The sequence below is a fragment of the Microcoleus sp. D2_18a_D3 genome (assembly GCF_036702455.1).
In the GTDB taxonomy this organism is placed as follows: Bacteria; Cyanobacteriota; Cyanobacteriia; order Cyanobacteriales; family Microcoleaceae; genus Microcoleus.
On sequence record NZ_JAUBTK010000005.1, the window covers coordinates 64289 to 78750 of the forward strand.

Annotated in this window: 18 protein-coding genes; 15 read left to right on the plus strand and 3 right to left on the minus strand. The window is 43.6% G+C overall.

Features of this window, described 5'->3' with window-relative positions; translation table 11 throughout:
• Positions 1-177 precede the first annotated feature (177 nt).
• Both QUB06_RS04090 and QUB06_RS04095 read right to left on the minus strand, forming a co-directional pair.
• Positions 178-657 carry a hypothetical protein gene (locus QUB06_RS04090; protein WP_333434222.1) on the minus strand — a complete coding sequence of 160 codons (480 nt, stop codon included), beginning with the start codon at positions 655-657 and terminating at the stop codon, positions 178-180.
• Complete coding sequence (locus QUB06_RS04095) at positions 650-1831, minus strand: ParM/StbA family protein (RefSeq protein WP_333434223.1); 1182 nt, start codon at positions 1829-1831, stop codon at positions 650-652. The genes QUB06_RS04090 and QUB06_RS04095 overlap by 8 nt, the downstream gene beginning before the upstream one ends.
• 350 nt (positions 1832-2181) lie before the next feature.
• Between QUB06_RS04095 and QUB06_RS04100 the strand changes: the two genes are divergently transcribed.
• From QUB06_RS04100 to QUB06_RS04120, 5 genes are all read left to right on the plus strand, one after another.
• The gene (locus tag QUB06_RS04100; RefSeq protein ID WP_150111731.1) at positions 2182-2460 is read left to right on the plus strand and encodes a hypothetical protein; all 279 of its coding nucleotides are present in this window, start codon (positions 2182-2184) and stop codon (positions 2458-2460) included.
• A gap of 190 nt (positions 2461-2650) precedes the next feature.
• Positions 2651-3028 carry a hypothetical protein gene (locus QUB06_RS04105; RefSeq protein ID WP_333434224.1) on the plus strand — a complete coding sequence of 126 codons (378 nt, stop codon included), beginning with the start codon at positions 2651-2653 and terminating at the stop codon, positions 3026-3028.
• Between the two features lie 57 nt (positions 3029-3085).
• Positions 3086-4777 (plus strand): relaxase/mobilization nuclease domain-containing protein, encoded by a 1692-nt coding sequence (locus QUB06_RS04110; RefSeq protein WP_333434225.1) that lies wholly within the window; start codon positions 3086-3088, stop codon positions 4775-4777.
• Between the two features lie 156 nt (positions 4778-4933).
• Positions 4934-6988, plus strand: coding sequence for an ATP-dependent DNA helicase RecG (recG, locus tag QUB06_RS04115; RefSeq protein ID WP_333434268.1), 2055 nt, complete (start codon positions 4934-4936; stop codon positions 6986-6988).
• A 416-nt stretch (positions 6989-7404) separates the two neighbouring features.
• Entirely contained in the window at positions 7405-7896 is a 492-nt protein-coding gene (locus QUB06_RS04120; RefSeq protein ID WP_333434226.1) for a hypothetical protein, read from the plus strand.
• Positions 7897-7927: 31 nt separating this feature from the next.
• On the opposite strand, the gene QUB06_RS04125 is transcribed toward QUB06_RS04120, so the two are convergent.
• Positions 7928-8932, minus strand: a complete 1005-nt coding sequence (locus QUB06_RS04125; RefSeq protein ID WP_333434227.1) for a hypothetical protein — start codon at positions 8930-8932, stop codon at positions 7928-7930.
• 196 nt (positions 8933-9128) lie between these two features.
• Here QUB06_RS04125 and QUB06_RS04130 point away from each other — a divergent pair, with 196 nt between their 5' ends.
• The 10 genes from QUB06_RS04130 (at position 9129) to QUB06_RS04175 (ending at position 14449) form a co-directional block, all read left to right on the plus strand.
• A complete protein-coding gene (locus tag QUB06_RS04130) occupies positions 9129-9623 on the plus strand; it encodes a hypothetical protein (protein WP_333132184.1) in 495 nt (164 codons plus the stop codon).
• A gap of 42 nt (positions 9624-9665) precedes the next feature.
• Positions 9666-9917 carry a hypothetical protein gene (locus QUB06_RS04135; protein ID WP_333176502.1) on the plus strand — a complete coding sequence of 84 codons (252 nt, stop codon included), beginning with the start codon at positions 9666-9668 and terminating at the stop codon, positions 9915-9917.
• A gap of 3 nt (positions 9918-9920) precedes the next feature.
• On the plus strand, positions 9921-10616 hold the full coding sequence (locus QUB06_RS04140; RefSeq protein WP_333434228.1) for a siphovirus Gp157 family protein: 696 nt from the start codon (positions 9921-9923) through the stop codon (positions 10614-10616).
• Between the two features lie 109 nt (positions 10617-10725).
• Positions 10726-10992, plus strand: a complete 267-nt coding sequence (locus QUB06_RS04145; RefSeq protein ID WP_333132181.1) for a hypothetical protein — start codon at positions 10726-10728, stop codon at positions 10990-10992.
• 61 nt (positions 10993-11053) lie between these two features.
• Positions 11054-11755 (plus strand): hypothetical protein, encoded by a 702-nt coding sequence (locus QUB06_RS04150; protein ID WP_333434229.1) that lies wholly within the window; start codon positions 11054-11056, stop codon positions 11753-11755.
• Between the two features lie 28 nt (positions 11756-11783).
• The gene (locus tag QUB06_RS04155) at positions 11784-11981 is read left to right on the plus strand and encodes a hypothetical protein (RefSeq protein ID WP_015211755.1); all 198 of its coding nucleotides are present in this window, start codon (positions 11784-11786) and stop codon (positions 11979-11981) included.
• 2 nt (positions 11982-11983) lie between these two features.
• The gene (locus QUB06_RS04160; protein ID WP_015211754.1) at positions 11984-12232 is read left to right on the plus strand and encodes a hypothetical protein; all 249 of its coding nucleotides are present in this window, start codon (positions 11984-11986) and stop codon (positions 12230-12232) included.
• Between the two features lie 144 nt (positions 12233-12376).
• A complete protein-coding gene (locus QUB06_RS04165) occupies positions 12377-13045 on the plus strand; it encodes a hypothetical protein (protein ID WP_333434230.1) in 669 nt (222 codons plus the stop codon).
• Complete coding sequence (locus QUB06_RS04170; RefSeq protein ID WP_333434231.1) at positions 13018-13725, plus strand: hypothetical protein; 708 nt, start codon at positions 13018-13020, stop codon at positions 13723-13725. Before QUB06_RS04165 ends, QUB06_RS04170 begins: the two co-directional genes overlap by 28 nt.
• Complete coding sequence (locus QUB06_RS04175; protein ID WP_333434232.1) at positions 13718-14449, plus strand: hypothetical protein; 732 nt, start codon at positions 13718-13720, stop codon at positions 14447-14449. Before QUB06_RS04170 ends, QUB06_RS04175 begins: the two co-directional genes overlap by 8 nt.
• Positions 14450-14462 lie beyond the last annotated feature (13 nt).

Sequence of the window (14462 nt, forward strand, 5' to 3'; positions counted from 1 at the left end):
CAGGTTGATTTCCTAACACAAATACAGTTATTTCTGCTTTTTAGGGATAGCTAATAACTGCCCAACCAGCAAGAAAATGTGCCTAATATCTAAATTCGCAAATCCAATACAATGACTAGCCTACCTGTATTTGCAGAGGTAGTTAGGGTCAAATTCCGCTCAATAATTGAAACTCATTCATGCGAATCCTGAATCATCGAAATCCTCGCCACCCTCTAATTCAAAGAAGTCATCCGCAGTCAATCCGCTACGAGTGGAATGGTTAGGAGGCGTCAAGCTTTCCACACCGTAAACCAGAGAACGGTCTGCCTCCTCAATGCCAGCAGGTACTTCTCGCGAAGATGGTATTTGGGAAATAGGCATTCCCCCTATATTAGTAGGAGGATATTCAATCCCGCCTCGCTCGCGCAAATAGAGAGCGTGCTTTTCCAGAGCATAGACGGCATTTCTAAATAACCGCCCTAAAATAACTGGATCGGTATTCTCTTTTTCCAGATATGCTAGCGGCAACCAGTAAGGTCGCAGAGATTGGAGAATCATTTCTCTCGAAGGCAGCAATAAATTGCCTTTAATATAGGACATCAAAACTCCATCATCAGTAGATTTTAAAGGCTGATAGCGCCACAAAAAATCAACCCTTTCTTTTTCCTTAGCCACGACCAACTATCTCCTGTAAAACGGAACCTTTTGACCCACAAACAGCGGATTCTGTGACCTGAGAATTGAACTGCTTTTTCAAATTTGCCTTGAAATACGAAAACATCCCATAGACATCATTGAGCCGATTTTCAAACCCTTTCTTTGACAAAATAGGTGGCATAGCAATTTCGGCATTCCAAATAATCGGAAAGCGATCGTAATGTTCGTTTAACTCCTTGCGGAGATAATCAGCCGTCCCACCGCAGAATACCAACTCATCGCAATCCGGTGGCAAATTCTCATCCAACCAACTAGTGAGACTCCGCGCATATTCAGGCCGCGCCTCTTTGATGGCTGCTATCATCTGCTGCACTTCTTCAGCCCGCCCTTGCTTAGTCGTGCTGCGAGCCAACCGCATTAAAGGAGCTGCCTTGAACTCAGCTCCCGCTGCTGCGATCGCCGGAGTCAATCGCTCCGCAGTCTGCCCTGAAGTCCTAGCTACCACCCTCTCCACCATGCGGATGAAGCCCAAATCGCTTGTTTTTCCCGGCCTAACATCTCCCCGCTGAGCCACCAGCAGGCTAGCATTGCGGTAGCCAATCATGGCGATCGCGCACACCCGCTCTTTCAAAACAGAACCAACTTTCTTGTTGTGCATCAGGTAAATGCCACCCCCCTCTGGCTTGCAGTTAAACGCCAACAATTCCACGCTCATCTGACCTGTAGGAGTTTGGTAATCTGCTAAAGCTTCCCGCAGCACCCGCTCGAACCTCCCCCGGTCTTCATATTCCCCCGGTGGCAACAACACGGCGATCGCCGCCGTAAATTTCGCAGGCAAATTCAGCTTTTCCTTAATGGCCCACATCCCAGCCAGAGTTTTGTGCAGCGCCCTCTCGTACTTAAGCTCCGAAAGGCCAGCATTGGCGTGAAACCTCTCTTTCGCCAAATACCCTACTGCCCTGTAATCGTTCCTAAAGGCAACCCAAGCCGTATTCTCAGGCTCGGCTGACCCCAATTGGTCTCTGCCATAAGCCAAAATTGATTCGTGCGGTACAGATACGACCTCCGGTTCCATGCACAGCAGTCGAATTTGATTCTTTGGCCCTGCGTAAAGAATTTTGGTAGCTGACCCCCCGTAATCGCAGGCCGCGATCGCTTGAGGCCAGATGGTTTCGATAGTAGTTTCGCTCATATCGCAGGTCTTCCTAATTGAAGTTTCAAGAGTGGTAAACAAACAGCCCTGTACGGAAAGGACGTGCAGAAATAACCCTTACGCTAAGCCAAGCGTGCCACCTCAAAAGAAGGCTGTAAAACAACAGCTATTCAAGGATTAAAACGCACTTACTACTTATTAACCCCTCCTAAAACCTTCCCTCCCTCAGCCAGTTGTCTGAATCCCAGCATCTACAAAAATCGGACTCACGGCTTAGGCTGGGACAGAGCTTTTGGTAGCAAGCTGTGTCAGAGGTGCGTGCAAACTGCTTTCTCTAACGGGATAGCACCCCTATGAGGAGAGCGCTGCTGCCAGCCTGTCGCTGTTCAATGGAAAATTTTCCATTAGCTATTAGACGGGAAGCCCCGCGCTGTATTGCTTGCAATCAGCATCGGGTACTTCACACAGACATCTCGAAAAAAGATGTAGAGACAAGGGCGATCGCGTATGCAAGCAAAAGTGGAAGAGCACGCATCATTGATTTTCCCAGATGCCTATTGGAAATTCCCACGCCTGTTAAGTTCAGCCAAATCTGGCTCTGGGCCACAGTGACAATGGAAAATTTTCCATTGGAAATTCCCACGCCTGTTGAATTCAGCCAAACCTGAGTCTAAGCCCTAGTGGCAAGGGAAAATTTTCCATTGGAAAGACTGACATCGAGTTGCCATGCCTTAAAGCCCCTCCAGGCAACAAGCGAGTGGCAAGTGGCTGAGGCGCGATTGCCCTCCGCGCACGCTACCCGATCGCAGCCGAAGGATAAAGTTCGTTACCCAACACCAAATAGCGAGCAAACTAGCCATGTCGAGATCCAAACGAATCAAAAGAATAGCCGTATACCTAACGCCAGAAGAACTTCAACTTGCTGAGACAATGGCTAAAAATCTCCAGGTGAGCATCAGCAGTCTGTTCCGATACCACACTTTTAAACAACAACATCAACCAGCTTTGTGCCAAAAATTAGCCGAACTTAACCTCCGCCTCAAACCGATTGCCCTTGCTACAGAACAAGCATTATGGATGGGGGAAAAAATTACACAGCCAGCCAACTTTGAGGATCTGATTGAGCAAACTTTGGCACTGCTCAAGCAAGTACAGCAACAGCAAATGAACGTACCACTTCTAATAAATTTAAGCGATATTGAGGAAAATTTAGAAGCTCCTAGCGAAAACTTTTAATAAAAACATCCACAAATCATCACTTTTTTACTACACAAATTTTAAGTTTAGTAAATAATGATTGGCAAGCAGAAAATCGGTAAAAGTTTTACCCCATTGCTCAATTACCTCTTCTCCAAAGAAGGAGCTTCACTGATTGGAGGAAATATGGTAGGAGAAAATGTCCAGGAATTAGCTGCTGAGTTTCTATTCTCCAAACAACTCAACCCTAGAGTTGAAAAACCAGTTTACCATGCGACCTTAAGCGTGCCGGATGGCGAGTATATCCCTGATGCCAAATGGCGGGCGATCGCTCTAGATTACCTAGAAGGAATGGGACTGGATAAAAACCTGTTTGCTATCATCCGCCATACCGACCGCGACCACGACCACATTCACATTGCAGCCAGCCGTATCAAATTGGATGAGCAAGGAACTTGCGTATCAGATAGCTGGAACTATCTACGCAGCGAAAAATTGATTCAAGAATTGGAAGAAAAGTATGACTTGACACCAGCTTCCCGCAGTTTTGATAAAGAACGCCGTTCTCCCACGACTGGCGAACACCGACGGTTAGCAAGAACGGGGGAAATCAGCACGCGGGAACAACTGCAAACAGCACTAGATAGAGCAACCACTGACAGTCCCGCGCTCGCTCTTTTGATTGACCGACTCGTTGAACAAGGCATTAGTGTAAAAATAGAACCTACCCCTGCAGGCGAATTAGGCATTAGCTACAAATTAGGCAATATTGCTTTTAGCGGCACTCATTTAGGCAAAGCTTACACCTTCAAGGGGCTGCAAAAATACAGAGGAGTCACTTACTCTGCTAATACTGACATAAATGAGGAAGCCATTCCCCCATTGCAAGAGCGAGAATTGAACGAAATTTTGGAAACAGAAAACTCTAAACCAAATAGCGACGCGAACAATGATAGTGATGCTGATGACTGTGGCGAAATGAGGAACAGCAGCATCGAGAGCAATTCTTCACCAATATACTGGCAAAGCTACTCTAACATTGACAGGCCAGAGCGAGAAGGAAGCAGCACAGGGACTTCCTCAGAAACCGACAAAGATTCTCTAATCGCTGAGTCAGAAGATGTAGGCAAACCCGACTCGCCCAACGATCGCGAAACATCGGGGTTCGACTCACTTAACTGGGAGTCTGTACGAAGCAATTTAATAGAAAATGCTTGTCTGCCAGTCGAATTAATCGACCTCCTACACGACAGGGGATGGATAGACGCAGACAGCCTGAACCGCCCTGTATTCCAACTCCGCACTCTTGCAGGAGAGTACAGAGGAACCTGCACCTTAGACGCCAATGGAAAATTTTCCATTGACAGTCATGGGGAAGGCTCATATCAAGGAGGCGACAACAGTAAAAAGGGAGTTTTCTGGATAGCGGTTCAAAACAATATTGAAAGAGCCATTATTGCCAGCAACCCGGTAGAACTCCTGTCTGTAATTGCCTTAGATCCAGATTTCAATAATAGGCCGACTTTATACTTAAGCATTGATGCGGTTTCTTCGCTGCCAACCGACTTTCTTAAGGAAGTAGAAACTATAGTAGTCGGCTTCAAAGGAGATCGAGATGGCGATCGACTATCAAAAGAAATTATTGAAACATTCCCTCAATCAAAGCGAATCAATCCAGGCTTTGCCGGCTGGAACGCAATCTTAGCATCTCAAGAGCAAGAAACAGAAAATGGTTTTAACGATCGTGATGAAGCAATCGATCGCAATTTGGGCATAATTTTGGATTAATCAAAGCTCACTATTAGTATTTTACGCAGCTTTCATGGAACCAGGAAATGATGACTGAAGTTGGGGTATAAACAAATTGCTTATTTCCCGCCCTTTTCGGCTTGTTTGAGCAATAAAACCGTCGCTGCAACCCACCTATAAACCAAACAAGATGCTATAGGGTTAAGCCCAAGCAATTACACAATGCTAGAAAAGCTGGGCCTTGCAACTGTACGAGACTTACTGCTCTACTTTCCCCGTGATTACATCAAGTATCGGCGAGTAAAAATTTATCAGTTGAAAGTAGGCGATTCAGTCACTGTTGTAGGTAAGATTCAACATCAGGAAGTATTCAGTCCGCCTAAAAATTATAGGCTAACAATTCAGACTATTATTGTCAAGGACAAAACCGGTAAAATAGCCTGCAAGCGTTTCTTCAACCACCCGTACTACCAATCAAAAAAGTGGAGGAACGAGCAAGCCGCCACCTATGTTGCTGGAGGCATTGTTGCTATATCTGGGATAGTCAAACCCGATCGCTATTGCGGAATGACATTAACTTCCCCTGAAATCCGATTAATCGGTCTAGACGAAGCCAAGGATACGAAAAATTCAATTATCCCAATTTATCCTTTGACAAAGGGAGTTAGCAACGAAATTGTCCAAAATGCAGTAACCTCAGTTTTGGAATCTGCCAAGCTGCTAAATGACCCCCTGCCGCAGGAGTTCAGACGACAACACGGTTTGATGGAATTACAGAAGGCGATCGCAAACATCCACCAGCCCCCAGACGAAACCAAACTAGAAGCTGCCCGCCGTCGCCTGGTATTTGATGAGTTTTTCTATCTCCAGCTATCGTTTCTCGTGCGTCGCCACCGACTTTTGGCGCGATCGGCTCTTACAAAAATAACTCCTGCTGGCCCTCTAATCCAACAGTTTTACTCTCAACTTCCCTTCTCGCTTACCTCAGCTCAACGTAGGGTGATTAACGACATTCTCAACGACATGACTTCCAAAACGCCGATGAACCGACTGGTACAGGGGGATGTCGGTTCTGGTAAAACAGTTGTTGCTGTCGTTGCTATCCTCGCTGCCATCCAGTCTGGCTACCAAGCGGCACTTATGGCACCTACAGAAGTGCTAGCCCAACAGCATCACAGGAAGATTGCGGCGTGGTTTGAACGCCTTGGCGTTTCTGTTGAATTGCTGACGGGTTCTACCAAAACCGCCAAGCGCAGAGAAATCCACGCCCAATTAGAGACGGGTGAACTTTCACTATTGGTAGGAACTCACGCGCTTCTGCAAGAGAAGGTCAACTTCAACAAACTCGGTCTGGTAGTCATCGATGAACAACACAGATTCGGGGTGCAACAGCGGCAGGATTTACTGAACAAAGGAAATAGACCTCATGTACTGACGATGACCGCGACTCCTATTCCGCGTACTTTAGCACTGACCTTGCACGGGGATTTGGATGTCAGTCAGATTGACGAGTTACCGCCCGGTCGTCAGAAAATTCACACGAAAGTGCTTAATAAAAGCGCTTCAGCATACGATTTAATCAGCCTTGAGGTACTTCGAGGTCGTCAAGCGTACATCATCCTTCCCCTGATCGAAGAATCGGAAAAGCTAGATTTAAGAGCAGCGGTAGCAGAATACGATCGACTCTCAACAGAAATCTTCCCCGAATTTAGCGTAGGATTGCTGCACGGTCGGATGACATCAGCCGAGAAAGATGAAGCGCTCAAATCATTCCGCGACAACAAAACCCAGATACTCGTTTCCACCACTGTGGTTGAAGTGGGCGTGGATGTTCCAAATGCTACAGTTATTTTAATCGACCATGCCGATCGCTTTGGCTTGGCTCAACTGCACCAGTTAAGAGGTCGCGTCGGTCGGGGTTCCCACCGTTCCTATTGTCTTCTGTTAAATACCAGTAAAGCAACAGAAGCTAAGGCACGTCTTGAGGTATTGGAAAAATCTAGCAACGGGTTCTTTATTTCCGAAATGGATTTGCGACTGCGTGGGCCAGGTGTTGTGCTGGGCTATCGCCAGTCGGGAATTTCCGAATTTGCTCTGGCAAATATATTGGATGATGAGGGTTTGCTGAATTTAGCTCGTGAGATGGCAGTAGCGATCGTCAAAAGTAACCCGAATTTAGAGGGACATCCTTTGATGGTTGCAGAACTCAAAAGACGAGGGCTGACAAGTTGGGATTGCACTCTTAATTAATAGGTTTGCTTAGAGGATATTAAAAAATTATGGTGAACAGAGTGCCAGCCCGATCGAGTATGTCAATATATTGGCTCACATCGCAGGGTTTTGCTTCCCTCCTTTCATCAGCAGTTAAATATAGCTTTCTTTAGCTTTTGAAATATCCTCTTAGCTTTTTATGAGAATATTTTTTTACTTAACCTCAAACAATCTATTAACAGATTTTTTATTTCATAGGATATACTTTTAATTATATAATTGTATTTTATAATTACTATTGAGGTCGTATTTTGAACGGTTATCTTATCTACCATCCATCTCGTACTAAATCAGTATTCGATAGCATCGTAGTTTATCACGATTCTATTGTTGGCAATCAAGATCCATACATTTGGAATTGTAAATTCCTGCATTCCTATTGTCACATTACACAAATGTCTTCCATAGTAAATAATATCAATTTTTGGGTCAGTGGCGATACTTTTCCAAATTTTAATAACCTTTATTGTGATTTGGTATTTATTATAAAGGAAAAAACTTACTGGAAAAATGCTAATACTATAGATCGTACCGATGCTACTATTGATACTGATGAAGGATATCTGGATCACTATCGTTGGGCTTGGCAACATCCTTTTAAGCGTCGTCGCAGATTCACCCTTAAAGCTGATCCAGATAACAGCTTTCAGCCACAGAACGCTTTTCAAGAATTAATTGATATTCTTCCTTTTCTGCTCGAACAAGGACTGACCCTACCTGAAATTCGTCGAGGTATGAGAGCGGGCTTTAATTCTAAACCGTTTAGCCTTAATGCTTCTTTGGCAGCTAATCTTTACTCTTGGTTGGATCGAACCGCAGCTATTAAACTTGAGGGAGCTAAGTTACAAAAAATTCGTGAAAACAACCCGCATTTAGCAAGCCTATAAATTTATTGAAAATTTTAGTATAATTCCTTAATTAACAAAAATTATTTCTTATGTAAGAGTTACGAAATTTAGCCTTAGCCATATAAACAGCTTCCTTAACTTTCCATTGTTTTTGGGGGAGTAACTCTTTAACATTTTGTAACTGAACTAATCCTCTATAATCACCTGTAATTTGAGAAACAACTCTAGCGATCGCCTTACAACAACCATCAGGATATTTAACAACTTGCAACTCAGAAAACCGAATCACCACCCAATTTCTTTCTAAGAAAAACTGATTGCGCTGATTATCTTTATTCCTATCCACACAATGATGAGGCTTTCCCGTTCTCCCATCATAAGGTTCATCAATCTCGATATCTATAGCTAAACCAGTCGGTTTATGAACCAAAATAAAGTCAGCGGTGTAACGAAAAGATGTACCGGGTATAGGAAACTCACCACCCATACAGAAGTCATAAAAACCAGAGAAATAACGACATAAGTAAATAAAAAATTGCTTTTCACTTACCCCTTGCTGTACTCCTCCCTTACTCTGACTTGCTGGCTGCTGAATAATTTCTTTTAAAGAAATATTAAGCAGCTTAGATCGCTCCTGCAACAGAGAATTATATTGCTCAGTTTCCTTGCGATTTGGCTGCAAGCGACACAATTGATAACTTTCGTATTTGGATAATTGTTGTTGGTAGTCAGCCAGTCGTTGCTTGTAGCGCTCGCGCACTTGAAAATCAACAAACCGCAGATAGGAAAAAGTCGCCACTACACTCACTGACGAACACGTCAGCGATGACCAGAAAGCCATAACACTCATGCCAAACAGCCAGTTAACCAACATTACTACCGCAACACTAGCTATCCAAAGTTGAATTACCAGAGAATAACGAGAATTATTGGAAACTGGCGGTCGCGGCGGAAAAGGCATTTTTTTTGTAGAAGAAGCACTTTCTTCCAAAATAGGTATCGGGTTATCCGCGCAGAACTGACGAATTGAATCAGGGATAAGAATAACTGGATAAAAGCCTCTTATTTGGCTCATAATTATGCTTTTTGTAGGCGATGTACAAGCTAAAATTATGTATATTTTCAGCCTTTAACTTACTAAATATGCGCGTCGTATCCCATCAGTCCAAGGAATTATACACACCTCTACCTAATTTCCGATGTCATCGACTTATAAATGGGCTAACGCCCACCTTTTTGGGTGAAAATAATAATTTGCTACGCCACTACTTATGCCTACAAATCAGCCCAATAATACACAAAAAATTGCCACAGACCGTCTCAAATCCACGCGGGACAAACTGACTAGAAAAATCAAATTGGCATTGAAGACTGCAACACCAGAAGAAACTCTGGAAGTGTGGATGCTAATGAAACGGCAGGAACTCAAAAGAACGACTCCTGGGTTATCGGAACAGCAGATGGAAAGCGTCGTGCGATCGCTAATCTTAGAACTCGGCTATGACATCATCGCTACCTCAACTGCCTCACCTGCTGCTGCATCGCCAGAACCAGAAGTTCAGACAGATGAAAGCGAAGTGGATGACGCGGATGAGGATAACGATGCTGATTTCACTAACGACGATCTTGAAGGCGACGAAGATAACTTTTCAGAAGAATTATCAGATGTATCTGAAGAAAAACTTCCTTCTCGCAAGCAGCGGGTTCCTGCTTTGAAAAAAGTTGAAAGCTTAAGGGCTTCTACGCGAAATGGAAAGCACTATTAAGCATTGTTGAATTTGAAATTCTAGACGAGGTTTTACACAACCGTGTCCCTACAACAATGTGAAGTTGACGACACAACAAATACACTCATTTCCTACACTAATACTTCTTTGCTGGGAAGAGTGGATTTCAAATCCGACTCCCTAGAACTTATCCCAGAGACGGAAATTTTGGAAGTAGGCGATGAAAGCATTGACTCTCATAGTTTGGAAGACGAACTCACGCCCGGAACGCTAGCCATACTCGCTAGCATTGAAACTTTTGATGAGTATTTTCATTGTTGCGGAAGGTGGTAACTAATGTATTTAGCCAAAGATTCGTTAGCCAGATATTCGATACAAGCAGTCGAACTCTGGAATCAATTGGAAACTGCTGAAACTCCCGAAGAAGAGGAAACTATCCTCAAACAACTCTGGGAAATTCAGACAGACCAGGAAATTGTTGTTGACACTCAAGCCGAACTAGCAGACCAACTAGATGCTGAAATTTGTGCCGTCAAAGCACGCTTAAAACATTTAGTAGAACTGCATAATAAGGCAATTGAACGACTGGAACGTTGGCGCAGCAGTCTGGATAAAACCCTGCTACAATTTCATTCAATGGGAGTAATTCCCACAGAGATTGTGGGGATCTCGCGTCACATCCGACTCAAGGAAAATCCGCCGAGTTGCGAAGTATTAATCAATCCTTGCGAATTGCCAACAGAGTACCGCACGGAAAAGCTAGTTGTTACACCCAACAAACGCAAAATCGTAGCGGATTGGAAACAAGGCATTCCCGTTGATGGCACTCGAATTGAGCGTAAACTCAGAGTTGAATACGGAATAGTACCATCAAATCTGACCTCTGCAACTGAGGTAATTTCTAATCGTGCTGCCGCACCAAATACTCAGGAGAATCATTCAACTATAACACAAAATAGTAGGCGAAAAGAAAAGGCGATCGCTAAAGGCGTTGATGGTTCTAACAAGAAAATGAAAGCACGAGCCGGCTAGGGGTAAATCTTCAGACCAACAAGCGTGGGAGGTTTAACTAACAGCAGATAGTTGTTATATCGCTATCTGCTAAACCATTTTTTTGAAGTAATTTAGGACAGCTTAATCCATGAATAAACAAAACAACCATTCCTTTGACATTTCAACATTTGACACCATTACCTACCGGATTTATCGAGGGAAACTTGCCATCTTAATTGAGGATGGAGACAACCGCCTCGATATATCGTTTCCCATAAAAGATGGGCGATTATTCGTCCTCCTTGGTTCTATAAGAGCCGCTGTAGCTGAAGCCATGACCGATTACTTGGAAGTAGAAGCCTACGGAGATGAGCCGCTACTATTATTAAGTGGATCTTTGAATAAGTTTAATTAATACCAATAAGGGGGCTAACGCCCATAAGTAGTATGACAAGCTATTAAATAGCATAGCAAAAATGAAATGGTTGACACCAGAAGAGGCAGTCGCGGCTGCTAATTTATCGGTAACGAGCGAAGAGTTAATTGAGTATACAATTCAACCCGAAGATGAAGAAACAATAGAGGAAAAATTCCAAAAGATTGGACTGCTATTTGACCGCGATCGCTGGCAAGCCAAAAAACATTATCTAGGTCTCCTCTCGCCAGCTAAAGTTAAAAAACCAGTCGCTACTGAATCATCAACCTCTGCAAGCGCTTCAGAATCAATAGATGATGATAATTGGGCAGAGGAAGATGAAGAAAATGCTGTCTCTGAAACTGAAGAATCCCACAATTTACAATCCGAACATCAAGAAGAACCTTATATCATAGAGAAATGTACCGTCGAACTGCACCTGACATTTAAACCAGATGACGGTCATCCAGACGGACGAATTGTAATTATTTCCGCAAGTAGTCACAGGGACTTTCCAGTTAGCGAAAAGATAAGAGAGTCATCATTGGGAGAATTACCGCCACCTCTCAAAGAACTGCTGAAGGAACTTGTAGCAGATTTTCCCAATTGCCAAGTGCGGCGACAGATTGCTAATGCTCGCAACCAAAAGAAAAGAAGCGCTAACCCAAATAAACCTGGAAGCGAAGCGAGTAGCACCACTACGTCTACAACTTCTACAGAGTCTAAAACTACTGGAACGCAACTGACCTTATTTGGGATTTGAACAACATACCTACTTTTGGGATAAGAAAATGACTTCAAAAAAGAAAGTGCTAATTTCCTTCGAGGGACAACAGCATCCTGTTGATGAGGAAATAGCAAATGATGATAACGAACTCCGCAAATTGCTCACAACTTATTACCCAGATTGCGCCAACGCCGACATCATTAGAAAACCTGGAGAATTGATTACAGTAGCCAAACGCAACGGCTCTAAAGGAGTAAAATAACCATGAAAATGACTCCTTTAGAATTCCTCATCAATGCACCAGAAGAAGTCAATCCCGCACTATCTATGTGCCGGAAACTACAACGGTTAGAGCTTTCTGGCGAACTCGATAGCGCGACTATGAAAGAAATGGTAAAAGCTATTGAGTTAGCTATTTCAAAAGGGACAGACGACGTGAGAGCAGTTGAGCAAACCAAGGAACGACTGTTAAATAGTCGCTCTGTAGCTGGTGCAGTTCCAATGGGGTTTTAATATGGCTGCAATTTGGAATGCTAAATCCGCTCTGCAAATATTACAGCAGTGCCAACCAATCATCGACTTTAAATCAGCAACCGATTATTTGTTAGATAAACTGAACACGTATCAGCTCTCAGTCTTTATCAACAATTGTTTCCTTTGGAATGGGAAAAAAGCCAATCGGAGCTCTACTCGGAAGATGAAAATCACAGTCCGAAGGAATTGGAGTTTATTTCGCTAGTTAACGAACATTTATTTCCGATTGACGACATAATTTTAGAGGGCGCTTATGAAGAGCGCCTCTATCAAATTCCTGTCTCGCCTAAAGGAATAGATTGGCAAGACCATGAAGAAGGAATTGACGCATTGCGAAGTGGATGGCAGATATTACTGCCGCTTTCGCAGTCAGGTCGGTGGTGGTTGGAATCGGTAGCAGGCGATGAAGGAAAAGCGTGGTACGAATGTACGTTTGGATACAGCTTGAAAGACATTGCACATCCCGAAAAAACTAACTTCAAACTTCTCAAGAGATTAGCCCGTCGCGTTGCACCTCCTATCAGCGATTTGCCTACAGCCTTAGCACTTCTTGACTTAGAAACAGGAAATATTTGGCTAGACCAAAGTGTTTGCTGTGAAAGTTACTGGAATCATAATTTTGAATCAAGACCCTGGACAATTGAAGACATTAAATTCCTAGCAAGTGAATGGAAAAAAGCTAGTCAGCTACTAGATAAAGCCTGCGAATTGATTGACTGGATTGAATCTGAGCCTAACACCAATTTCTCACACCTCTTAGCATTATGGAATCTGACATTGCATCTGAAATAATTCGAGAGGTACTGGAGGTAGCCCCCCGAAAATTGTCCACTATTCAAGCCGAACTTCTCTTTATTGAGGGCGGTACTTACATTTTTCACTATCAATCGGGGGACAGTTCCAAGTACAAATGCCTGTCTCCAGCAACTCTGCGAGCAGCTTTTGCCAATACACCCATTGATTCGGGTTGGATAAACCTTGAATCGGGGATAGTACGTTGGGGAACTGGCAGCGCCGGGGAATGGACAATCAAATTCGTGCTACCTCAGAAACACGAAATAAATTTGTTGGAATCAAAGCACTTGGTTTCTTTACCAGCATTGGTATTCTTGGGGTTGAAATCTGATTACTGGGTTTGGGCAATTAAAGGCTCTAAATTTGACCCGGAAGCAGATGCTTTTCACGTTCCGCTGCCCAACGTCTATTTGCATTCCTATCAACCCTGTGGACGCATCTGCTGGGGAGATAATAAACCGCCTGTAGCTTCGCCCAATACTATTAAAAAAGCTTGGGAATTGTTCATCTCTAGTCCCTTCAACGGACATTTGAGTGACGGCAAATCTAGGGCGCAACCCAGTGACGTGCGCTTGCAGCTCGAAAAAGCAGGTAAACGTTCATCTTACCCAGTTAAAGATTTAGTCAGCACGAACCAAACGATTGCCAAATTAGTTTCAGCAATAACTGATGATTAAACTACCTAAACTGAATCACTACAACTTAGAATTTGTCGAGTATAAGATTGTCAAACTCGGAGACAATCTGCCGTTTCACTCTAGCAGTATGTTCGAGTATTTGATTGGCAGCAATGGCATCTTTGTTAGAGCGGTTAGACTGGGGTTAGAAGTGATAATTCCGGTGGAAATTTTTACCGCGTCAATCAGAGGATTAGAACCGATTGAGCCTTTAGTCCGATTAACTCCTGGACGAATCCCTCAGCAGATACTCATCCAAATGTGGAAAGAAAGTTGTATCGCCGCGCTTGCAGAACAACCGTTAGAAATCACTTTCCACATTCATCAGGAACAAGGACAATGGCGGCTCGTAATTCCAGAGCAAACGCAAAGTTCTGCTAAATGTAGAGCAATTGAATACGGTTTAGATTCTTCGTATATTAACGCCACTGTAGAGGTACATTCGCACAATCGGATGGCAGCTTTCTTTTCAGGTGCCGATGATGCAGATGAAGGGGGTTTCCGCATTTTCGTAGTTTTAGGGAGAGTGACTGAATCGAGCGCTGAAATTATTTGCCGCGTGGGAGTTTATCGACAGTTCTGGCACGTTCCGGCTGACTGGATATTTGAATTACCGAGTTTCATTGTAGATGTCACAGTTGGTGGAGAAAAAGACGATTTGATTGATAAATTCTACTCCAGTTCTGTTGCGCCCTCTTTGTTAGATGACCCAATCGAATTGTAAACAAGATTTGGAG